This is a genomic window from Micromonospora sp. DT201, assembly GCF_049841575.1.
GTDB lineage: Bacteria > Actinomycetota > Actinomycetes > Mycobacteriales > Micromonosporaceae > Micromonospora.
The window spans coordinates 118609-140181 of the sequence record NZ_JBNCKP010000002.1; the positions used below are offsets into that span (position 1 = coordinate 118609).

Consider the following 21573-nt stretch of genomic DNA (forward strand, 5'->3'; position numbering starts at 1 on the left):
GCAGAGGGGGATCTCATGCGGGCGGTCTGGTTACGTGAGTTCGGTGGGCCCGACGTGCTGGTGCCCGGCCCAGCGCCCGATCCGACGCCCGGCCCCGGCCAGGTGCTGATCGACGTCGCGCACGCCAACATCACCTTCGTCGAGACGCAGCAGCGTTCCGGTCGCCCCGGGCCGTTCCAGGTCACCCCACCGCTGATCCCCGGCAACGGCGTGGGCGGGCTGATCGCCGCCGTCGGGCCGGACGTCGACCCGGCACTGATCGGGCGGCGAGTGGTCAGCGCCACCGGCGGCTCCGGCGGATACGCCGAACGCGCAGCTGTGGACGCTGCCGCCCCGATCGAGGTGCCCGACGGGTTGGCCGTGGACGAGGCGGTGGCGCTGCTGGCCGATGGGCGGACCGCCACCATGCTGGTCGAGGCGGTCGGCATCCGCCCCGGTGACCGGGTGCTGGTGGAAGCCGCTGCGGGCGGCGTGGGCAGCCTGTTGGTGCAGCTCGCGACTCGGGCCGGTGCCAAGGTGGTCGGCGTCGCCGGTGGGCCGCGCAAGGTGGACCTGCTACCCGGCCTGGGTGCCGACCTGGCGGTCGACTATCTCCTTCCCGACTGGGCCGACCGCGTCCAGTCTGCGATGGGCGGGATCGACGTGGTGCTCGACGGGGTCGGCGGAGCGGTGGCCCGGGCGGCTTTCGACCTGCTGGAACCAGGTGGCCGCATGGTCAGCTTCGGGTTGGCGAGCGGGCAGTGGTCCTCCGTGTCGGCGGAGGCAGCCACGGCGCGGCAGGTCACCCTGATCCGACCGGACGTCGCGCCCACGCAGCTGCGGGCGTACACCCAGCAGGCCCTGGCGGACGCGGCAGCCGGCCGCCTGCGACCGCTCATCGGCCAGCGATTCCCCCTGGAACGTGCCGCCGACGCGCACGCCGCCATCGAGGCGCGCGCGACGGTCGGCAAGACCCTGCTCGACGTCGCCTAGAGATACATGCCGGTGCGGTGCTGCGACTCGTCGCGCCGAACCGGCTTGTCGCCCTCGCCAAAGAACCGCTTGCCACCGAACTCGCCGTGCAGACGGTCGTCCAACTCGTCGGCGAGACCGGTCATCACCTGCACCGCCAGCATCAGGTGCGTGGCCTGGAAGTTGCGGCCGAAGACCGGAATGGACGCCCAGACCGTGTCGTCGGCGCAGTAGAGACGCCCGATCGGCATCCGGTTCGTCAGTTCGGAAAGCTTGACGTAGAGCCGTTCGGTCGGCTCCACCTCCGTGAGCACCGGGGAGGAGACGTCCACCAGGGGCGGGTTGTCCCGCACCCGCACGAAGACCATCGCCGAGCCGGCGCGGATGTTGATGTCGCCGTCCGAGTCGATCTGCAACCGGTCGGTGTCCGACTTCAGCATCGTGGAGACCACGGTCCGGACCCGATCCGCCAGGTCGAGCACGTCGTCCCGTTCGACCTGCGCGGCAGCCGCCTCAGCCAGCGCCTCCTCCAGGTCGGCCTCGACGTCAGCATCCGGACCGAACTCGCTGCGCGCGGTGCCCAGCGGGTCAACCGCCAGCGGCTCACCTTCGGTGTCCTGCACCAGGTAGACGAGGAACGCCGGGTGCGGGGCACCGTAGACGTCACGAAGCGTCCGGGAGAGCAGCGCGGCGATCCGGGTCGACTCGGTCGTCGAACCGTCCAACCCGAAGAAACCGCCGGAGCCGGCGACCACCCCGGGCGGAGACCAGCCGAGCGCGATCATGTCCGCCACCGCGTTGCGGTCCAGCCGGTAGCCCGCCGGCAGGGTGGCGTTGCCGACCGCCCGGGCGGACAGCACGCCGCCCTCGTTCACATCCACGCTGATCGAGTAGACGGCGTCCCCCGTGCCGGAGGCGGTGGGGTCCAGGGTCACTTCCAGGTGCGTGCCGACGGGAAACTCCCGCAGCCGTACGGCGAGCGCCCGAGCGAACTCCTGCCACGCCACGGTCACCTTCGCCCGCAGGTCGGTGGTGCTCGGTTCGTCGAGCAGGATCGATTCTGCCGGCTCAGCCGTAGCGCCGGGCAGCTCATCGTGCGGCGCCGAGGGGTGGTCAGCCGTCATGATCGCCTCCGTCCGTCACGGTCACCCTACCCACGCCGCCCACGGGCCCGATCAATCCGGACCGGGATCAGACAACGGCGGTCAGGGAGCCGTCGGCTCCCCGGGATCCGCGCCCAGCTCAACCGGCCAGGTCCCCGCCAGGGCGCTGAGCCGGGCCGCGGCGTCCGCCGGGTCGGCCCCCCGGCCGACCGCCAGCCCGAGCAGGTACGCGGTGACCGGCGCGCCCGGCCGAAGCACCTGGTGGGCGACGTCGCGGGCCAAATCCAGCACCGCCGGCACGGGCACCCCGGCCGGGTCCAGATCCAGCTCGGCACACACCGCCGTGACCCAGTCGTCCAGCACAGTCATCGCGCCCACTCCTCCGCCCGGCGTACGTCCTCGTCAGTGTCGCAGTCGAACCAGGGCGGCGGGCCGTCGCCGGACCAGGGCACCTCCCGCACCACGAGGTTGGCCAGCAGCGCCCGGACCGAAGCCCCGGCCAGGCTTCCACCCCGCTCGACCGTCAACCGGTCCAACTCGGCCCGCAGCGCCGCCAACCGCCAGACACCGCAGAGCGACTGCCGCCGCCCGTCCCCGTCGACGAAGCACGCACCATCTGGTGGCTGCTCCGACGTCGTAGCCGCTGGGTGGCCCTCCGGGGCGAGGTGGGTCAGCAACTCGCCGACCGCCACGCGGGTGAGCAGCGGCAGGTCAGCGGCGAGCAGCGCGACAAAGGCCGTGTCCGGATCGAGCAGCGCCAGCCCGGCAGCCGCCGCGGCGACCGGGCCACCACCGGGCGGGTCCTCCCGGGTGACCCGCACACCCTGCGGAACGGCGTCGGCCGGACCGACCAGCACCCGTGGCGTCGCATCGCTGACCGCAGCCAGCACCCGGTCACGCATCGGCCGGCCACCGACCGGAAGCGCGGGCTTGTCCACCCCACCCATCCGTCGGGCAGACCCACCTGCGAGCACCACGGCGGCGTACGTCTCCACCCGGCCACGGTAGCCGTGTCGACGCTCGATGACGGTCACTGCCGGATGCCCGATGCGAAGGTGGCCGTGCGGGCGTGCCGGCGCGAGGTGGAGGATGGCGGGATGGGACGGGCAACTGATCGACGGGGCGTACTCCGGATCGACCTGGACGCTGCGACCGCCGGGCGCGGGTCCATCCGTCGGCCGGACACCCTGGCGGTGGAAGAGCCGCTGGAGATCCGGGTCGGCGCGGCCGGTCCCGGCCGGCGACGGCCGCTCGCCGTCACCATGCGAACCCCCGGGGACGACCTGGACCTGGCCATCGGGTTCCTGCTGACCGAAGGGCTGATCCGGTCGACCGACGACGTGCTGACCGCGCAGCTCTGTGCCGGCGCGGAGACACCGAACACCTACAACGTGGTGGACGTGGTGCTCGCCCCCGGGGTGCCCGAACCGACCACCGACCCGTCCCGCAACTTCTACACAACCAGTTCCTGCGGAGTGTGCGGCAAGGCCAGCATCGACGCGGTGCGCACCCGGTCACTGTTTCCGGTCTCGGCCGACCCGCTCAGCGTGCCGGCCGCGCTCCTCACCGAACTGCCCGACCGGCTGCGCGCCGCACAGCGCGGCTTCGATCGGACCGGTGGGCTGCACGCGGCAGGGCTGTTCACCTCCGACGGTGAACTGGTGGTGCTCCGGGAGGACGTCGGCCGGCACAACGCGGTGGACAAGGTGATCGGCTGGGCGGTGCGGGACCGTCGGCTGCCACTGGCCGGGCACCTGCTGCTGGTCTCCGGCCGGGCCAGCTTCGAGCTGACCCAGAAGGCGTGGATGGCCGGGGTGCCGCTGCTGGCCGCGGTGTCCGCCCCGAGCACCCTCGCCGCCGAACTCGCCGACGAGGCGGGGATGACGCTTGTCGGCTTCCTGCGCGGCCGGACCATGAACGTCTACACCGGGCCGCACCGGATCACGATGGAGCAGCCGGCCTGACGCGGGAAACCACCCTCAGCGACCGATCAGGTCGATCAGCTCCAGCCGCGCAGCGGCGTCACGGGCGATCAGAAAGCCAGCGATGCCGAGGACCCAACTCAACGCGCTGCCCGCCTTCGTGACGATCCAATTGTTCAGGCGGGCCAGCACCGGCTCGACCAGCGTCGGTCGGGCCACCCTGGCACCCAACAACAGCACCGCCGGCAACACCATGACCAGGCAGTATCCGGCGAGCAGCCCCACCACGGTCGCCGAACCCACCCCCGAGGTTGCCAACAAACCAACCGCGCCGAGGTACGGAAGCATGGTCGCCACCTCGGCAAGCGCGGCGAGCAACGCGAGCCCGACCAACCAGCGGGCCGAGGAGTCGCCGGCGGTGGCCCGGTCCCGCCAGCGCAGCACACCACCGGTGTGGGGACGCCGTTTGCCGTCGTAGCGGAAGCTCAGCGCCAGCATCGCGACGCCCAGGACGAGTTGCGCCCAGAGCACACCTGGGTTGTCCAGGGCGCCACCGAGCGCGTCCGCCAACCTGCTGCCGCCCCAGACCAGCAACAGCCCCACCGCGAGATAGAACGCCGCGATCGTGGCGAGGTAGCCCAGGATCCGCCGGGCGTTGACCGGCCCGGGGGCGAGTAACAACCAGACCGGGATGAAGAGGGTGCCGATGCTGGTGCTGTCGATCAACGCCAGCCCGGCCAGCGACAACAGCAACGCGATGGTCATGTCGTACCGGTTCGAAGAGCGGACACGCAATCAGTGTCCGGCCACGACTGCGCCATCGAGTCGGCCGCGATCAGGAGAAACGCGTACATCCTTCGACGGAGGGCCTCGGTGAGTCAGTTGACCAGAACGATCCTTCCGGGTGCATGGCGTGCCTCGCTCAGCTCGTGTGCGGCCGCCGCCTCGGCCAGCGGGACCGTAGCCGCGACGGGAATTCGCAGTCGACCGGATTCGGCAAGGCGCACCGCGATGTCGAGGCCGTGTACGGCGAGCAGGTCGGCGCCGGAACCTACGGCCTTGCCAGTCCGATCAGCGGGTGGGCCGTGCGACAGGTGGCGGTGTCGGCGCCGACCGCCCTGTCGCACGTCAGTCCAGGGCGAGGATGCTCCAGTTGGTCGGCAGCATCTTCGCCGCCAACTTGGGCTGCGCGGTCGCGTAGTGCGCCTCGTGGGTGAGCGCCGCACTGGCGGCCTGACCGAGCGAGATGTCCCCGCCGACGGCGCGGGCCAGCGTGCCCGTGTCCCGCACGTCGTCGGCATCGAGCGGCAGCACGCAGATCATCGGGGCGCTCACCATCAGGGCCAGCAGCGCGGCGCCAACCTCGTCGCCCGCGCCCGCGATGGCGACCGCCAGACAGGCGGCCGGAACGGCCACCTGCCGGCCCTCGTCGGCGACCTCCAGCATCAACTCCCCCACCGAGACGTTGCCCTCGGTGTAGGCCGTCAACGCCGACGCGTCGAAGACCGCCGCGATCCGATCGCTCATCCGGCACGGCCCAACATCCGGCGCCCCTCGGCCAGGGCGTCCGCCGGAATGGGCGTCGCCAGCCGCTCCCGCCACCGCGCCCTCCCCGCCTCGGTCACCTCGATGCCAGCTCGCCGCAGCACCTCCTGGAGGTGCACGGCGGCCATCTGGGCCCGCACCGCCTCGGTGATCGCGGCCGAGACGTTGGGCTGCTGGTCGAGCCACTCCGCGACGTCGTCGGGGAGACTCACGGAGCGCTTCACGGTCATGCCCGCCAGCCTATCAATTCCGGTAGCACCCACGGTATTACCGGGCAACTGGCGGGGCCGGTCAGCGGCGGCCACGTCGACTCCGCTTGCGCGGACGGATGACCCCTGGCATCCCCGCCGACGGCCACCCGTCCAGCTCAGCCGGGGGCACACCGCGCCGGAGCAGGTCGTCCAGCAGCACGGCCAGGGAGTAGTCAGGGTGCAGGCTCAGCGTGCGCTCCAGTGCGACCGCCGCCAACGCCCCCTGCCCAGCGCGCCAAGCGGCGAACGCCAGCAGCGCACCGGGAGCGGCGGCCACCTCCGGCTCGGCCCGGCGCAGCACGTCGGTCCAGAGGGCGATGTCCCGGTCCCGACCGTCGGTGCGTTCCCAGGCATGATCGCGGATCGGCAGGTGGGTCATCAACAGGCTCAACCACGCCACCTCGTCGTCGTCCAGCCGCTCACCGCGGCGCTGCCGGCGCTGGGCCTCGCGGACCGCCGCGACCCCGGCGGAGCGCATCGTCCGGCTGCCGAGCAGGTCGCTCGCTGGCGCCTGCTCGAGCAACTCGGCCAGTCGCAGGTCTGCGCGGGCGGTGGCCGCGCGCATCGCGTCCCGGGCCGGGCCGTCCACCGGCGACACCTGTGCCACGAGAGCGGCCCGGTCGGGGAGCGCGACCTGGCCAGCGAAGACCGCGGAAGCGGTCACCGGGTTGGCGGCCGGGTCGTAGCGCCGGCCTTCGGGCGGGCAGCAGTCGGGCTCGGTGCAGAGATAGGACCACCACCGGCCGTCGGTCACCCGCAGCGCGTCGAGCACGTCCATCCCGGCCGTGCTCAGTGCGGCGCGTACCGCGTCCACCGCAGGAGTGACCCGGTCGGGTTGCCCGTAACCGACCACGGTGGCGGCCTCCGCGCCCTGCCGGCGGATCACGCCGGCCAGGTGCCGGGCCCGCTCGATGAGATCGGTCGACGGGTCAGGCAGGTCTGCGCGGGCAGCGAAGATGATCTGCCGGCCGAGCAGGGCCACGGCGACCACACTGTCGGAGGGATGGAAGCCGAGCAGGTACGGCACGGCGGCGATCAGGTCGGCGGGCGAGCGGACGGCGAGCTGAGGGCGTTCGGTCGAGGTCATGTCGGAAGCCTGCGGCGGGGGTCCCAGGCTCCTCTACCCCTGTGGACGACACGCGGCTTATCCACAGTTACTGAACGTGTTTTTCCTGCTCATGCCACACCTACGGGTGCGGAAAGCGCGCTGATGTCGTCGGGCGACACCTGACTGTCGTAAGGAGCGGTTACCGTGCGCTGATGGACCTGGCGTACCTGCGCGCGCATCCGGCACATCTCCCGACCTTTCGGACCCATCAGCGGCTCCGGGAGACGCCGGTCGCCGGTGGAAACATCTGCGCCGCCGCCCGGCTCACCCTCGACGACGGTCACTCCGTCTTCGCCAAGTCCTGGCCGGAGGCCGCCGACCGACCGGCGCCGGAGGGCTTCTTCGCCGCCGAGGCCGCCGGGTTGCGCTGGCTGCGGGAGGCCGGCGCGGTCGGCGTACCCGAGGTGATCGTGGCGTTGCCAGACCTGCTGGCGCTCGACTGGGTGGAGCCCGGCGAGCCGACGCCGGAGGCCGCAGAACGCTTCGGCCGGGAGTTGGCCGGCCTGCACCGGGCGGGTTCAGCCGTCTTCGGTGCGACCTGGCCGGGTTTCATCGGGTCGCTTCCGCAGGACAACACCCCCGCCGACGGGCCCTGGTCGACGTGGTTCACCGAACGACGCCTCGCCCCCTACCTCCGCCACTCGGTCGACGGCGGTGCGTTGACCAGCGCCGACGCCATGCTGGTCGAGCAGGTGATCGGTCAGATCGGCGGGCTTGGCGGCGACGAGCCGCCCGCACGCATCCACGGCGACCTGTGGCCGGGCAACGTGCTGTGGGGTGCCGACGATCGGGCCTGGCTGGTCGACCCGGCCGCGCACGGCGGGCACCGGGAGACAGATCTGGCCCAGCTCGCTCTCTTCGGCGGCGTCCCCTACCTCGATCGGGTCCTGGCTGCCTATCAGGAAAGTTGGCCGCTGCCGGAGGGCTGGCGCGACCGGGTGCCACTGCATCAGCTGCATCTGCTGCTCGTGCACACCGCGCTCTTCGGCGGCGGCTACCGAGATGCGGTCGTCCAGACTGCCCGGGCCGTCCTGGGCCGGGTCGAGCGCGCTACGGTCGACAGGTGAGCGTCGCCCCGGGGACCGACGGCGTCCTCGTCGACCGGTACGGCCGCGTCGCTCGGGACCTGCGTGTGTCCCTCACTGACAAGTGCAACCTGCGCTGCACCTACTGCATGCCGGCGGAAGGGCTGCCCTGGCTGGCCGGCCCCGAGTTGCTGACTGACGAGGAAATCGTCCGGTTGGTCCGGGTGGCCGTCGAGCGGCTCGGCGTGACCGAGGTGCGGTTCACCGGCGGTGAGCCGCTGATCCGGCCCGGGCTGCTCGGCATCGTGGCCGCGGTCGCCGCGCTCGAACCCCGCCCACGCATCTCGCTCACCACGAACGGCATCGGCCTGGATCGGCTGGCACCCGCGTTGCGAGAGGCCGGCCTGGACCGGGTGAACGTCTCGCTGGACACCCTGGATCCGGCCCGGTTCACCAAGCTCACCCGCCGTCCCCGCCTCGACGCGGTGCTGGCCGGGCTCGCCGGGGCGGCAGCCGCCGGGCTCAGTCCCGTCAAGATCAATTCGGTGCTCATGCGCGGTGTCAACGAGGACGAGGCGCCTGCTCTGCTCCGCTTCGCCGTCGACCACGACTACCAACTGCGGATCATCGAGCAGATGCCCCTGGACGCTCAGCACGGCTGGGACCGCACCACGATGGTCACCGCCGAGGAGATCCTGGCCTCCCTGCGTACCGTCTTCGATCTCAGCCCTGACCCGGCTGAGCGCGGCGCCGCACCGGCGGAGACCTGGCTGGTGGACGGCGGCCCCGCGCGGGTCGGTGTGATCGCCAGCGTCACCCGCCCTTTCTGCGGGGACTGCGACCGCACCCGACTGACCGCGGACGGCCAGGTCCGCGCCTGCCTCTTCGCCACGGAGGAGTCCGACCTGCGCGCCGCACTACGCGCCGGCACGGATGACGACGAGTTGGCCCGGCGCTGGCGCACCGCGATGTGGGGCAAGCGCGCCGGGCACGGCATCGACGACCCGACCTTCCTCCAGCCGACCCGGCCGATGTCCGCGATCGGGGGTTGAGACGTGGCCCCGACAGCGCTGACCGTCCGCTACTTCGCCGGTGCCCGCGCCGCCGCCGGTCACGCCGAGGAGGTCCTGCCCGCCGGGCGGTCACTCGACGACCTCACCGCCGAGTTGGTGCAGCGACACGGCGACCGACTCGGTGCCGTGCTGCGAGTGGCGAGTTTCCTGGTGGACGGCGTCACCTGTCATGATCGACACGCACCCCTACCAGCCGGGGCCACGATCGATGTCCTGCCCCCGTTCGCGGGCGGCTGAGGGGGGCGCACATGTTGGCGGTTCTGGGGTTCGTGGCCGTCCTGGCGCTGATCACCGGCCTCATCCACCTCTACCTGTGGAAGCGGCTCGTTCGGGACACCACCACCCCGGGTCGCTGGCGACGGGTCGGCGCGACCGCCGCAGCGGTGCTGGCGCTGCTCGTGCCGGTCACCCTCGCCGGGACGCAGGCCGGGCACTACTGGCTCGCCTGGCCGGGTTACCTGTGGCTCGCGCTGATGTTCTACCTGCTTGTCGTGCTGGTCGTGCTCGAAGTGCCGATGCTGGTCACCCGGTTGGTGCTGCGCCGCCGGCTGGCCGCCGTCGAGCCGACCACCGCCGCGCCCGAGCCGGTGCTGGTCGGTGCCGCCGGGCCGCCCGAGCCGCCGGCCGCCGGTGCCGTCGCGGCCCCGGATCACGACCCAGGCCGCCGGTTGCTGCTGGCCCGCGGGGCGGCCATCTTCGCCGGCCTCACCGCCGCCGGCATAACGGGGTACGGCGTCCGCACCGCACTCGGCCCGCCACACCTCGACCGGGTGCAGATCCCGCTCGCCAAGCTCCCCCGCAGCATGGACGGCCTGCGCATCGCAACCGTCTCCGACATCCACCTCGGCCCGTTGCGCGGCCGGGCACACACCGAGCGGATCGTCGCCGCGATCAACCGGCTCGACGCGGACCTGGTCGCGGTAGTCGGGGACCTGGTCGACGGTTCGGTCGCCGAGCTCGGCTCGGCCGCCGCACCGTTGCGTGACCTGCGCTCCCGGTACGGCAGCTTCTTCGTCACGGGCAACCACGAGTACTACTCCGGGGTGGAGGAGTGGGTCCAGGAGGTCGACCGGCTCGGCCTGCGGGTGTTGCAGAACCAGCGGCAGGAGATCCGGGCGCGCGGCGGCGTGCTCGACCTGGCCGGCGTGAACGACCTGGACGGCGCAGGCACCGGCCTCGCCGCCGGGCCCGACTTCGCCGCCACCCTCGGTGACCGCGACCCGAGCCGCCCAGTGGTGCTGCTCGCCCACCAGCCGCTGGCGGCGGTGGAGGCGGCCAGGTACGGCGTCGACCTGCAACTGTCCGGGCACACCCACGGTGGGCAGATGGTGCCGTTCAACCTGGCCGTCCGGCTGGAACAGCCGGTGGTCAGTGGCCTCGGCGAGGTCGACGGCACCAAGGTCTACGTGACCAACGGCGCCGGCTTCTGGGGCCCGCCGGTCCGGGTCGGTGCGGAGCCGCAGATCAGTCTGGTCGAGTTGCGCTCGGCATAGCGGACGTCACGTCCGCGCGTGGCGGCCGGCGGCCGGCGCGGCGGGCGTGACAGGATGCGGCGTGCCCCCGTTCAGCGCCGTACCCCCCGGTGGCCTCCCGCCATTCGTCGCGGACCTGCACATCCACTCGAAATACTCGCGCGCGTGCAGCCGCGACCTCACCCTGCCGAACCTCGCGTGGTGGGCCCGTCGCAAGGGCATCGGCCTGCTCGGCACCGGCGACTTCACGCACCCCGCCTGGTACGACCACCTGCGGGAGACCCTGCGCCCGGCCGAGCCGGGGCTGTACCGGCTCGACGCCGAGGCGGAACGGGACATCGCCCGCCGGCTGCCGCCCCGACTCGCCGGGACGGCGGAGGCGGACCCGGTCCGGTTCATGCTGAGCGTCGAGATCTCCACCATCTACAAGCGGGATGACCGGACCCGCAAGGTGCACCACCTGATCTACCTGCCGGATCTCGACGCGGTGGCCCGGTTCAACACCGCCCTCGGCCGAATCGGCAATCTCGGCTCGGACGGCCGGCCGATCCTCGGCCTGGACTCCCGCGACCTGCTGGAGATCACCCTGGAGGCCAGCCCGGACGGCTACCTGGTGCCGGCGCACATCTGGACACCGTGGTTCTCCGCGCTGGGCTCGAAATCGGGCTTCGACGCGATCGCGGACTGCTACGCCGATCTGGCCGACCACATCTTCGCTGTGGAGACCGGGCTCTCGTCCGACCCCGCGATGAACTGGCGGGTCGGCAGCCTGGACGGCTACCAGTTGGTCTCCAACTCGGATGCGCACTCGCCGCCGGCCCTGGGCCGGGAGGCGACCGTGCTGACCGCCGAACGGGACTACTTCGCCGTCCGGGAGGCGCTGCGGACCGGTGACGGCCTCGCCGGCACCATCGAGTTCTTCCCGGAGGAGGGCAAGTACCACGCGGACGGGCACCGACTCTGTGGGGTCAACTGGTCCCCGGAGCGGACCAGGGCCGCCGGAGGTTGCTGCCCCGAGTGCGGGAAGCCGCTCACCGTGGGCGTTCTCAGCCGGGTCGAGGAACTGGCCGACCGCCCGGCTGGGCACCGGCCGGCACACGCCCGGGACGTCACCCACCTGGTCCCGCTGGCCGAGATCCTGGGCGAGATCAACAAAGTGGGCGCCCGGTCGAAGAAGGTCGAGGGAAGACTCAACGAGCTGCTCGCCACGCTCGGCCCTGAGCTGGAGATCCTGACCACCACGCCGTTGACCGACATCGCGCAGGCCGGCGGTGAGCTGCTCGCGGAGGGCATCGGGCGGCTGCGACGAGGCGAGGTGCACCGGGTGCCGGGTTATGACGGCGAGTACGGGGTGATCACACTCTTCGACCCGGCGGAGTTGGGCGGCAACTCCGGGACGGCACAGGAGACGCTGTTCGACGTACCGGTGCCGGCGCAGCGCCGACCCGCGGAGCCGTCGGCCCGCTCGGCGGCCAAGCGCCCGGCGGCGGCGAAGGCGGAGCCGAAGCGTAAGCCGACCCCGGCTCCCGCACCGCCGATCGCGTCGCCGCCGTCTCCGCACGAGCCGTTCGAGCCGATGCTCTCCGGCATGGAGGAGGTCGGCACCGGTCTGCTGGACCGGCTGGACGCGATGCAACGAGTGGCCGCGTCCGCACCCGGCGGCCCGCTGCTGATCGTGGCGGGCCCGGGCACCGGCAAGACCAGGACACTTACGCACCGGATCGCGTACCTCTGCGCGGAGCTGAACGTCTTTCCCGAGCACTGCCTCGCGATCACGTTCACCCGCCGGGCCGCGGAGGAGTTGCGACACCGCCTCGATGGCCTGCTCGGCCCGGTCGCCGAGGACGTCACCGTGGGGACGTTCCACGCGCTGGGGCTGACCATCCTGCGAGAGAACGCCGACGCGGCGGGCCTGCCGGCCGACTTCCGCATCGCGGACGACGCCGAACGGGCGGCGGCCCGGTCCGAGGCCGGCGATGACATCGCCAGCTATACCGCGCTGCTTCGCAAGCAGGACCTGGTCGACCTGGACGAGTTGGTCACCCTGCCAGTGGGGCTGCTGCGGGCCGACCGCAAGCTGGTCGAACGCTACCGGGACCGCTGGCGGTGGATCTTCGTCGACGAGTACCAGGACGTCGACGCGATGCAGTACGAGCTGTTGCGGCTGCTCAGCCCGGCGGACGGCAACCTGTGCGCGATCGGCGACCCGGATCAGGCGATCTACTCGTTCCGGGGCGCCGACGTCGGCTACTTCCTGCGCTTCTCCGAGGACTTCACGGACGCCCGGTTGGTCCGGCTCAACCGCAACTATCGCTCGTCGGCGCCGATCCTGGCCGCCGCCGTGCAGGCCATCGCACCGTCCTCGCTGGTTCGTGGCCGGCGGCTGGATCCGGCCCGGCTCGACCCGGAGGCCCCGCTGGTCGGGCGCTATCCGGCGGCGTCCGTCGCCGAGGAGGCCGACTTCGTGGTCCGGACCGTCGACGAGTTGGTCGGCGGGCTGTCCCACCGTTCGCTGGACTCGGGCCGGATCGACGGCCGGTCGACCTCGCTGTCGTTCTCCGACATCGCCGTGTTGTACCGCACCGACGCGCAGGCCGCGCCGGTGGTGGACGCCCTGACCCGGGCCAACATTCCGGTGCAGAAGCGTTCACACGACCGGCTGCGGGATCGCCCGGGGGTGGCGGCCATCGCCCGCGAGTTGCGCCATGCCGACGGGTTGGCCGGTTCGTTGGCCGCCCGGGTGCGGCTGGCCGGCCAGGTGGCCGCGGAGCGGTTCGCCGTGCCCACCCTGGATGGCACCGGCACCGTACGTCCCGAGGACGTCCGCTCGGCCGTGGACCTGCTGACCCCGCTGGCCCGACGTTGCGGCGACGACCTGGAGGCGTTCCTGTCGCAACTGGCCACCGGTGCGGAGGTGGACGCGCTCGATCCACGCGCGGAGGCGGTCACGCTGCTCACCCTGCACGCCGCGAAGGGCCTGGAGTTCCCGGTGGTCTTCCTGGTCGGTGTCGAGGACGGGTTGCTGCCGTTGCGCTGGCCGGGTTCGACGCCGGACGAGGACGCGGTCGCCGAGGAGCGCCGGCTCTTCTTCGTCGGCCTGACCCGAGCCCAGGACCGGCTGTACGTCAGTCACGCCGCCCGTCGCACCCGGCATGGCGTGGAACGGGACTGCGCCCCGTCGCCGTTCCTCGGCGTCATCGACCCGGGCCTGTTCGAGCGGTTCGGCGAGACGGAGCCGCGCCGCCCGAAGGACCGCCAGCTCCGGTTGATCTGAGCCTCCCGGTGCCCGCACGCCGTCGGCGTGGCGCGCTCCGGCCTAGACATCTCGATGAGCCATGGCCACCGACGGTGGCACGCTCAGTGACGATGGGCAGCGGCTCCCGGCCGCGTCAGCCGAGGAGAACACCGAGCCAGGCGCCGGCTAGCAGGGCCGGTCCGAGGGGCAGCAGGGTGTCGCGGCGCACCTGCCGGGTGACGAGCAGAGCGAGCACCAGGCCGCCGTGCAGCACATGCGGCAGGAGCAGCCCAGTGAGCAGGGCATCCCGGCCCAGCCAGCCGAGCGGCAGGCCGAGGACAGCGGCGAGTTTCACGTCACCGAAGCCCAGTCGTGAGCCGGGCAGCAGGGCCAGCAGCACGTGCGCCGCGCCCGCGACCGCCGCACCACCAAGCGCACCGACCAGCCGGCCGGGAGTGTCGGACAGCAGCGCCGCACCGGTCAGGCCGCCGAGCCCCGCCACCCCCGCCGCGAGGACCAGCGGGTCGGGCAGCCGCAAACAGACGAGATCGACCCGGGCCAGCACCAGACCGACGGCCGCGACCGCGAGGAAGACCGGCAGCGCCGGATCGTCACCCACGGTGACGGCGAGACCGGCAAAGACGCCAGCCGCCAGCAGCGGACTGAGCAACACCCCGGCTTCGCGCCGAGGTCGGGGCCGGGTCGACGCGGCGGCGAAGCGCCGGGCCAACCTGGGTACGACGAGGCCGACCAACGCGCCGAGCAGCGCGACCGGCACCAGCGCGACGGCCGACATGGGCCGGACGTTACCGGCGGTCGCCTATCGGCGCGGCCCCCGACCGTGATCTGGCGCCCGCCCGGCGGGGCCGTTCGGTGGTCACCACCAGAGCGACTCCGGCGACGATGACCGCGCCACCGAACAGCACCTGCGGAGTGATCGGCTCAGCCACCAGCAGCGCGCCGAGCGCCACCGCTACCGCCGGGTTGACGTAGGCGTACGTCGACACCAGCGAGATGGGCGCGTTGTGCAGGAGCCAGACGTACGCGGTGAAGGCCACCAGCGAGCCCGCCACCATGAGGTAGCCCAACGCCAGCCACGACCGGGTGCTGACTGCCGCTGGGTGGAAATCACTCAGCTCGCCCCGACCGGCGGCGACGACGGCCAGCACCAGCGCGCCGGCCAGCATCTCGTACACCGTGGCCACGAACGGGTCGGCGGGCATCCGGATCCGGCCGGACAGGAACGACCCGACCGACCAGCAGATTGCCCCCGCCACCACGGTCAACGCCCCGACCAGCGGTACCGCGTCCGAACTGCCCGCGGGCAGCACCAGCAGGACCAGGCCGACGAAGCCCAGGGTGACCCCGGCGAACGTCCAGATCGGCGGGCGGTCCCCGGTGACGGCGCGCAACAACACCACGAGCAACGGCACGGTCGCCACCAGCAGCGCGGCGATCCCGGACGGGAGCGCCACTCCGGGCGGCCCCGACTCGGCGAGCACCACCAGGCCATTGCCACCGGCGAGCAGAAGCACCCCGACCAGCGCGGCGGAGCCGAGCTGCCGCCGATCCACCCGCAAGGCCCCGGGGCCACGGCGCAGCCGCAGCACCATCGCCAGGATCAGGCCGGCAACGGCGAACCGCAGGGCGGCCGACAGCAGCGAAGGCAGCGTCTCCACCGCGATCCGGATGGCCAGATAGGTGGACCCCCAGAGCAGGTAGACCACGATCAACGCGGTCCAGATCAGGGTCGGCGTGACGTTTGCGCGGCGGCCGACGACGGCCACGGCGCTCGGTGGAGGTGAGCTCATCAGGTGGGCCACGCTACGGTGACGTCGGAGTCGGCGTCGCGCATTCGTGGCCGGCCTCTCACCACTTGTGCAGGAGGGTGGCATGACGAACTACGGACCACCCGGGGGCGGCAACCCGGGACCGTGGCGTGGGCAACGACCTGACGAGACGCCCGGGCGGCCGGTGCAGCAGCCCTACCCGCCAGCGCCCGAGCCCTACCCGCCGGCGGCGGCCCCGTCCTACCCGCCCGCACCCCAGGGCCGACCGGGGACGTACGGCGGTCCACCCACCGCGCCCTACGGCGGCGGTGCAAGGTCGTCCTACGGCGGTGCCCCTGGGGTGCCGTATGGCGGCGGGACGGAGACGCCCTACGGCCGCGAGCCCGGGGCACCCTACGGTGGCGCGTACCAGCCGACCGGGGCGAACCCGGCGTACGGCGGGCAGCCGTACCGGCCCGACGGCGACCCGTACGGCGAGGACCCCGCACCGGCACCGGGCCGGCGCGGTCGGGGACCGCTGATCGCGGTAGTGTCCGTCGTCCTACTGGTGGTGGCTGCCGGCGGCGCGTTCTGGCTCCTAGGCGGGCAGGACGACGACCCAGCACCGGTGGCCGCGCCGTCCGGTTCCGCCGTTACCGGTGAGCCCAGCGCGGACGTGGACGCGGACGCGGACGCGGCCGAGCCCGCACCGAGCGCCGCCGCACCGGAGTCGTCGGCCGATCCCCGGTTCGCCAAGGTCGGCCAGTGCGTCCGCAATGACGGCGCGGCGGGCGGCAAGCCCAAGTTGCTGATCAGCAGTTGCGCCGCGAAGTCGTACGAGGTGCTGAGCCGGATCGACGGCGCGACCAGCGGCGAGCGCGACGCCGAGGCCAAGTGCGGCAAGGTCGAGAGCTACACCAACTGGTACTTCTTCGATAGTGATCTCGACACTCTCGACTTCGTCCTCTGCCTCAAGCAGCGCTGAGACCACCCACCCCCGGGGATGACATGACTACCTATGGACCTGCGGGTTCCGGCCAACCGGATGACCCGAACCAGCGCCCGCCCGCCGAGGATCCGACCCGGCAGCAGTGGGGCCCGCCGCCGAGCGATGCCGAGCCGCCGACCGCGCCGATGTGGGCACCACCGCCGAGCGATGCCGAGCCACCGACTGCACCAATGTGGGCGCCGCCGCCCACTTCGGGCCCGGGTTACCCGCCGCCCGGGCCGTTCCCGCCCGCCGGGCCGGTGCCGCCGCCCGGGTCGATGCCGCAGGCCGGGCCGTTCCCGCCCGCCGGGCCAATGCCGCCGCCCGGGCCGGTGCCGGGTCAGCCGCCCACACCGTGGGGCCAGCCGCCTCTTGGCGGCTACGGGATGCCGCCCGTCGCGCCGGTGCAGAAGAACGGCCGCAAGGTCGCTCTGATCATCGCGCTGGTGGTGCTGCTCGTGCTCTGCCCGTGCCTCGGCCTGGCCGGTTGGGCGGTCTGGGAGGCCGCCGACATCGGCGACGCGGCGCGTACGCCGTCGACGAGCGCGCCGGTCGCTCCGCGCGCCCTGCCCAGGGAGGTGCCGAGGTCGGCCGCGCCGACCCCGGACGAGGAGTTCGCCACGGGCGACTGCCTGGTGAACGAGGGAACCGAGGACGAGGCCGAACTGCGCAAGGTGCCGTGCGGCCCGAACACCTATCAGGTGCTGCTGCGGATTCCGGCGACCACCGACGGGGATCGGTGCGAGCGACTCGCACCGGAGGCAACGGCGAACTACGTGCACGACAACTCGATCGACCTGCTCGACTACGTGCTCTGCCTGAAGGAGCGGTAGCTCCGATTGCCAAAACTAGGGCTGTCTAGCGTGGACGCTAGACAGCCCTAGTTTTTTATCGACAGCCCCGACACGCCAGTAGCCCCATCTATCCATGTCTAGCCTCGCAGCTAGATGGCCCGATACTCTGCGATGCGTGGATCCGGTCCGCAACCCGTACGCTCCGGGCGCCGGCCAGCGTCCGCCCGAACTCGCCGGGCGGGGGCGGGAGCTGGACGTCTTCGACATCGTGCTCGAACGCATCGCACGGGGGCGACCCGAACGAAGTCTGATGCTCACCGGGCTGCGCGGCGTCGGCAAGACGGTTCTGCTCAACACCCTCCGGTCACAGGCGATCAACCGCCTCTGGGGCAGCGGCAAGATCGAGGCACGACCGGACCAGTCGTTGCGCCGCCCGGTCGCCGCCGCACTGCACATGGCGGTCCGGGAGCTCGCGCCCCGACACCGCGCGCCCGATCGGATCGACGCGTTCCTCGGCGTCCTCAAGGCGTTCGCCCAACGGTCCGCCCCGGCCGGCCGGGGCGGTGCCGCCCCGAAGCTGCGCGACCGCTGGCAGCCCGGCATCGACGTGCCCGCGGCCAGCGGCCGGGCCGACTCCGGCGACATCGAGATCGACCTGGTCGAGCTGTTCAGTGACGCCGCCGCAGTGGCAAGTGACGTCGGCACCGGCATCGCCATCTTCATCGACGAGATGCAGGATCTCGGCCCGGAGGACGTGTCGGCCCTCTGCGCCGCCTGCCATGAGCTGTCCCAGCTCGGTGCCCCGCTGATCGTCGTCGGCGCAGGCCTTCCGCACCTGCCGGCGGTGCTCAGCGCCGCCAAGTCGTACTCCGAACGGTTGTTCCGCTACCAACGCATCGACCGGCTGGACCGGATCGCCGCCGACCAGGCCCTCTGCGCGCCTGCCGAGCGCGAGGAGGTCGAGTACGAGCAGAAGGCGCTCGACCTGCTCTACGAGAAGTCCGGCGGCTATCCCTACTTCGTCCAGGCGTACGGCAAGGCGACCTGGGACCACGCGCCGCGCTCGCCGATCACCGCCGCCGACGTGCGGGTAGCCGCGCCCGAGGCGGAAGCCGAGCTGGCGGTCGGGTTCTTCGGCTCCCGGTTCGAACGGGCCACCCCCGCCGAACGCGAGTACATGCGGGCGATGGCCACGATGTCCGCGGTCGAGGACGAATCCGGAGCGGTGGCCCGCGACGACATGGACGCCGCAGTGCCCACCGCGGAAATCGCCCGCGCCCTCGGCCGCAAACCCGCCAGCCTCTCCCCGGCCCGGGACGCGCTGATCAAAAAGGGGCTGATCTACTCCGGTGAGCGGGGCACGGTCGCCTTCACCGTCCCGCACTTCGGCCGTTACCTGCGCACCCAACCGGCCTGAGCCGGCACCCATCGCGTCGGCGCGGTCAGACCTTCGACCAGGGCGCCGGAAAGAGCACCTCGCCACGAGGCGGGGGCCCCTCCTCGCTGGTGGACGGCGGCAGCACCAACGCCTGCCAGGGCTCACCGAGACCGGCCCACGGGCCGGTCAAGCCCAGCTCAGCGGCAGGGCTGAAGCCGAATCGACGGTAGAAGGCCGGGTCACCGAGGACCACGACCAGCCGCTCACCGAGCTCGGCGGAGGCGTCCAGGGAAGCCTGTACGACCGCTGTGCCGTGCCCGACGCGCTGTCGGTGCGGCGCGACCGCCACTGGGCCAAGTGCCAGGACGGGCACGTCCGAGCCCCGCTCCGGCCGCACGCGCACCCGGGTGAGCAGCGCGTACCCGACCACCTCGCCGCCGTACTCGGCGACCATGGCCAGCTCCGGCAGCCAGGCGGCGGTGCTGCGCAACTCGTCGACCAGGCTCACCTCCGGCGGCGTCGCCACGTCCGGGCGGGCGAAAGCGGCGGCCAGTACGCGGCGTACCGGGCCGGCGTCGGCCGGGTCCTCGGGGCGTAGCCGGAGCGTGGTCACCCGCGCGACCTTACCCGCCACGGCCCGCGCATCCGTGACGGTCACTCGAATCGGCGTGGCGCAGGTGCACGATCACCAATCCGGATCCGGCGGTTGCCGGGGTAGCAAACGCCGCGACGGGGTATGACTGATCCATGACGCCCGTACGTTCCCTCGCCCGCGCCATGCTGAGCGGCATTTTCGTGGTCAGCGGGTATCGCAACTTCCGCAGCCCGGCTCGGCTGGCGGTGGCCGCCAAGCCGGTGACCGACAAGGTCGCACCAATCCTGAAGAAGGCTCATCCGAGCTTCCCCACCGAGACCGAGACGTTGATCCGGCTCAACGCGGCGGTGCAGGTCACCGCCGGGTTGATGTTGGCCACCGGGCGGTTCAGCCGACCCGCCGCGCTGGTCCTCGCCGGCACGCTGGTGCCGGTGACCGTCGCTGGGCATCCCTTCTGGAAGAACGACGACCCGATCGCCAAGAACAACAACCAGATCCACGCGTTGAAGAACCTCGGCCTGCTCGGCGGTCTGCTGTTGGCCGCAACCGACACCGGCGGCAAGCCGGGTCTGCGTTGGCGCACCGGCCATCGCATCGGCCACTCTCGACGTTCCGTGGAGCGCGCCGTCCGTACCGCACGTCGCGAGGCCCGCATCGCCGTCCGATCCGCGTCCACCGCACGTCGACTCCCCGGCTGAACTGCGTCGATGCATCTCTGTGCCATCCCCACCCCCCGCTAAGGCCGCGAATTACCTGAACCACCCGGTAGGCGTTAACGCGGTGGAAATGTCAAAAACTTGTGTGGGATCGGACACGGTCGCATAACGCGGGAGGCACTGACGTGAGGCGCCGCTCTAGGCTCCGTGCAGGACCTGGACGGGTAGGACGACCTTGGTATGGGGGTGGCCACGCCATGCCGACGGCTGTCGGTAGTCGGGCGGACCGCCTCGCCCAAATCCAACGTGTGACGCGTCGGATCGATCGCAGGAACGTCGTACGGGGTGCCATCGTGGCCGCCGTCGCCTACGCCGCATGGCTCGCCATCGGTGCCTTCGGGCGGCCGTACAACTTCTTCGACATGAAGATCTACCACGGTGCCGTGGTGTGGTGGGCGAGCGGTCATGAGCTCTACGAGTTCATCGCGCCCGGGACCACCCTCGGTTTCACCTACCCGCCGTTCGGCGGGCTGGTCATGTTGCCGATGGCGCAGCTCCCGATCGCTATGGCCGGCCTGGTCAACGCTGCCGCCAGCATCGCCGCGCTGGCGCTGGTCCTGGCCGGGCTGCTCCGACCGATCGTGGACCGGCTGGGGTGGCCACTGTGGTTCACGGTGGCGGTGGCGGTGCCGCTCGCGGTCGCCATCGAGCCAGGTCGGGAGACTCTCGGCTACGGCCAGGTCAACATCCTGCTGTTCGCGCTGATCATGGCTGACCTGATCGGCCTTCGCTGGCGCTCCCGCCGGGGCACCCACTACGCCGCGACCGACGGCCCCCTGCTGCGCTTCCTCTACGGCGGAGCCTGGGCCGGAGCCGGCATCGGCCTGGCCACCGCGGTCAAGCTCACCCCGGCACTGTTCATCGCCTACCTGCTGATCACCCGTCAATGGCGCGTGGCGGCCACCGCCATCGGCACCACCATCGGCGTGACGGTGGCGACCTGGGTGATCGTCGGGGACGAGTCACGGACGTACTTCGGCAGCGTGCTCTGGCAGACCGAGCGGGTCGGCGCGGCGGACATGACTCCCAACCAGTCACTGGCTGGCCTGCTCGCCCGCCTGTACGACTCCATCGAGACCCCCGGGCTGCTCTGGCTCGCCTTCTCGGTGCTGCTCCTGGCGCTGGGCCTGTCCCGAGCGGCCAGTGCCCGGGCCGACGGTGACGAGTTGACCGCGTTCACACTTGTCGGTCTGACCGCCAACGTGATCAGCCCGATCTCCTGGACGCACCACCTCGTCTGGGTGATCCCGGCGATCATCGTGTTGGCCGACGCCGCCGTGCGCCGTCGGGAGGCGAGCCGGGGCATCCCACAGCGCACCGGCCAGGGCCCGACGTTCGGCGGGCTGCCCGGGGTCAACGGGCTCCGCCCGCCGATCTGGTACCCCACGCTGACCGGGCTCCGCCACGGCGTCGCCGCGATCGGGCTCTACCTGCTCTTCCTGGTTTCCCCGATCTGGCCGTACGAGCACCAACTGCCCGAGATGTCGCACTACCAGGACGGTCTCTTCGGAGCCCTGATGGAAAACTCGCTCGCCCTCGCCCTGATCGTGCTGGTCGCCGCACTGCCTTGGCGCCCAGGTGCGGAGCCAGCGTTCTACGGCGATCGGCTGACCAGGGCTGTGGCGGTCAACGGCCGCCGCTGAGCACG

21 protein-coding genes and 2 pseudogenes are annotated in these 21573 nt (G+C 72.0%); 12 read left to right on the plus strand and 11 right to left on the minus strand.

Annotated elements, in window-relative coordinates:
* The first annotated feature begins 15 nt into the window (after window positions 1–15).
* Window positions 16–972: a zinc-binding dehydrogenase gene (locus tag ACLQ28_RS04300; protein WP_425684886.1), complete on the plus strand. Its 957-nt coding sequence runs from the start codon at window positions 16–18 to the stop codon at window positions 970–972.
* Here ACLQ28_RS04300 and ACLQ28_RS04305 read toward each other — a convergent pair.
* The 3 genes from ACLQ28_RS04305 to mobA all read right to left on the minus strand — a co-directional run bounded on the left by ACLQ28_RS04305 (window position 969) and on the right by mobA (window position 3001).
* A complete protein-coding gene (locus ACLQ28_RS04305) occupies window positions 969–2075 on the minus strand; it encodes a T3SS (YopN, CesT) and YbjN peptide-binding chaperone 1 (RefSeq protein WP_425684887.1) in 1107 nt (368 codons plus the stop codon). The genes ACLQ28_RS04300 and ACLQ28_RS04305 overlap by 4 nt on opposite strands.
* An 81-nt stretch (window positions 2076–2156) precedes the next feature.
* The gene (locus ACLQ28_RS04310) at window positions 2157–2423 is read right to left on the minus strand and encodes a DUF6457 domain-containing protein (protein WP_425684888.1); all 267 of its coding nucleotides are present in this window, start codon (window positions 2421–2423) and stop codon (window positions 2157–2159) included.
* The gene (mobA, locus tag ACLQ28_RS04315) at window positions 2420–3001 is read right to left on the minus strand and encodes a molybdenum cofactor guanylyltransferase (RefSeq protein WP_425685333.1); all 582 of its coding nucleotides are present in this window, start codon (window positions 2999–3001) and stop codon (window positions 2420–2422) included. Before mobA ends, ACLQ28_RS04310 begins: the two co-directional genes overlap by 4 nt.
* A gap of 150 nt (window positions 3002–3151) precedes the next feature.
* Between mobA and fdhD the strand changes: the two genes are divergently transcribed.
* Entirely contained in the window at window positions 3152–4018 is an 867-nt protein-coding gene (gene fdhD / locus ACLQ28_RS04320) for a formate dehydrogenase accessory sulfurtransferase FdhD (protein WP_425685334.1), read from the plus strand.
* Window positions 4019–4033: 15 nt separating this feature from the next.
* On the opposite strand, the gene ACLQ28_RS04325 is transcribed toward fdhD, so the two are convergent.
* The 5 genes and pseudogenes from ACLQ28_RS04325 to ACLQ28_RS04345 all read right to left on the minus strand — a co-directional run bounded on the left by ACLQ28_RS04325 (window position 4034) and on the right by ACLQ28_RS04345 (window position 6859).
* Window positions 4034–4741: a GAP family protein gene (locus tag ACLQ28_RS04325; protein ID WP_425684889.1), complete on the minus strand. Its 708-nt coding sequence runs from the start codon at window positions 4739–4741 to the stop codon at window positions 4034–4036.
* A gap of 113 nt (window positions 4742–4854) precedes the next feature.
* Window positions 4855–5073: pseudogene (locus tag ACLQ28_RS04330) on the minus strand (zinc-binding dehydrogenase); the annotation flags it as partial.
* Between the two features lie 31 nt (window positions 5074–5104).
* Window positions 5105–5503 (minus strand): hypothetical protein, encoded by a 399-nt coding sequence (locus tag ACLQ28_RS04335; RefSeq protein ID WP_425684890.1) that lies wholly within the window; start codon window positions 5501–5503, stop codon window positions 5105–5107.
* Complete coding sequence (locus ACLQ28_RS04340; protein ID WP_204942635.1) at window positions 5500–5751, minus strand: hypothetical protein; 252 nt, start codon at window positions 5749–5751, stop codon at window positions 5500–5502. The genes ACLQ28_RS04335 and ACLQ28_RS04340 overlap by 4 nt, the downstream gene beginning before the upstream one ends.
* Window positions 5752–5812: 61 nt before the next feature.
* Window positions 5813–6859 carry a DUF4192 domain-containing protein gene (locus tag ACLQ28_RS04345; protein ID WP_425684891.1) on the minus strand — a complete coding sequence of 349 codons (1047 nt, stop codon included), beginning with the start codon at window positions 6857–6859 and terminating at the stop codon, window positions 5813–5815.
* A gap of 173 nt (window positions 6860–7032) precedes the next feature.
* Between ACLQ28_RS04345 and ACLQ28_RS04350 the strand changes: the two genes are divergently transcribed.
* From ACLQ28_RS04350 to ACLQ28_RS04370, 5 genes are all read left to right on the plus strand, one after another.
* Entirely contained in the window at window positions 7033–7947 is a 915-nt protein-coding gene (locus ACLQ28_RS04350; protein WP_425684892.1) for a fructosamine kinase family protein, read from the plus strand.
* A complete protein-coding gene (gene moaA / locus ACLQ28_RS04355) occupies window positions 7944–8957 on the plus strand; it encodes a GTP 3',8-cyclase MoaA (protein WP_425684893.1) in 1014 nt (337 codons plus the stop codon). The genes ACLQ28_RS04350 and moaA overlap by 4 nt, the downstream gene beginning before the upstream one ends.
* A 3-nt stretch (window positions 8958–8960) precedes the next feature.
* On the plus strand, window positions 8961–9215 hold the full coding sequence (locus tag ACLQ28_RS04360; protein ID WP_425684894.1) for a MoaD/ThiS family protein: 255 nt from the start codon (window positions 8961–8963) through the stop codon (window positions 9213–9215).
* Window positions 9216–9226: 11 nt separating this feature from the next.
* Window positions 9227–10471 (plus strand): metallophosphoesterase, encoded by a 1245-nt coding sequence (locus ACLQ28_RS04365; RefSeq protein WP_425684895.1) that lies wholly within the window; start codon window positions 9227–9229, stop codon window positions 10469–10471.
* Window positions 10472–10532: 61 nt separating this feature from the next.
* Window positions 10533–13724 (plus strand): UvrD-helicase domain-containing protein, encoded by a 3192-nt coding sequence (locus ACLQ28_RS04370; RefSeq protein ID WP_425684896.1) that lies wholly within the window; start codon window positions 10533–10535, stop codon window positions 13722–13724.
* 115 nt (window positions 13725–13839) lie between these two features.
* Here the strand turns inward: ACLQ28_RS04370 and ACLQ28_RS04375 are convergent, their stop codons facing one another.
* Window positions 13840–14481, minus strand: a complete 642-nt coding sequence (locus tag ACLQ28_RS04375; protein ID WP_425684897.1) for a prepilin peptidase — start codon at window positions 14479–14481, stop codon at window positions 13840–13842.
* 10 nt (window positions 14482–14491) lie between these two features.
* Window positions 14492–15496: an EamA family transporter gene (locus tag ACLQ28_RS04380; RefSeq protein ID WP_425684898.1), complete on the minus strand. Its 1005-nt coding sequence runs from the start codon at window positions 15494–15496 to the stop codon at window positions 14492–14494.
* 433 nt (window positions 15497–15929) lie between these two features.
* On the opposite strand from ACLQ28_RS04380, the pseudogene ACLQ28_RS04385 reads away from it, so the two are divergent.
* The 3 genes and pseudogenes from ACLQ28_RS04385 to ACLQ28_RS04395 all read left to right on the plus strand — a co-directional run.
* Window positions 15930–16439, plus strand: a pseudogene (locus tag ACLQ28_RS04385) (LppU/SCO3897 family protein); the annotation flags it as partial.
* 389 nt (window positions 16440–16828) lie between these two features.
* Window positions 16829–17275: an LppU/SCO3897 family protein gene (locus tag ACLQ28_RS04390; protein WP_425685335.1), complete on the plus strand. Its 447-nt coding sequence runs from the start codon at window positions 16829–16831 to the stop codon at window positions 17273–17275.
* 136 nt (window positions 17276–17411) lie between these two features.
* Entirely contained in the window at window positions 17412–18653 is a 1242-nt protein-coding gene (locus ACLQ28_RS04395) for an AAA family ATPase (RefSeq protein WP_425684899.1), read from the plus strand.
* A 25-nt stretch (window positions 18654–18678) separates the two neighbouring features.
* On the opposite strand, the gene ACLQ28_RS04400 is transcribed toward ACLQ28_RS04395, so the two are convergent.
* On the minus strand, window positions 18679–19227 hold the full coding sequence (locus ACLQ28_RS04400) for a GNAT family N-acetyltransferase (RefSeq protein WP_425684900.1): 549 nt from the start codon (window positions 19225–19227) through the stop codon (window positions 18679–18681).
* 134 nt (window positions 19228–19361) lie between these two features.
* Here ACLQ28_RS04400 and ACLQ28_RS04405 point away from each other — a divergent pair, with 134 nt between their 5' ends.
* Together ACLQ28_RS04405 and ACLQ28_RS04410 are read left to right on the plus strand one after the other, a co-directional pair.
* Window positions 19362–19907: a DoxX family protein gene (locus ACLQ28_RS04405; protein WP_425684901.1), complete on the plus strand. Its 546-nt coding sequence runs from the start codon at window positions 19362–19364 to the stop codon at window positions 19905–19907.
* Window positions 19908–20122: 215 nt separating this feature from the next.
* A complete protein-coding gene (locus ACLQ28_RS04410) occupies window positions 20123–21568 on the plus strand; it encodes a glycosyltransferase 87 family protein (RefSeq protein ID WP_425684902.1) in 1446 nt (481 codons plus the stop codon).
* Window positions 21569–21573 lie beyond the last annotated feature (5 nt).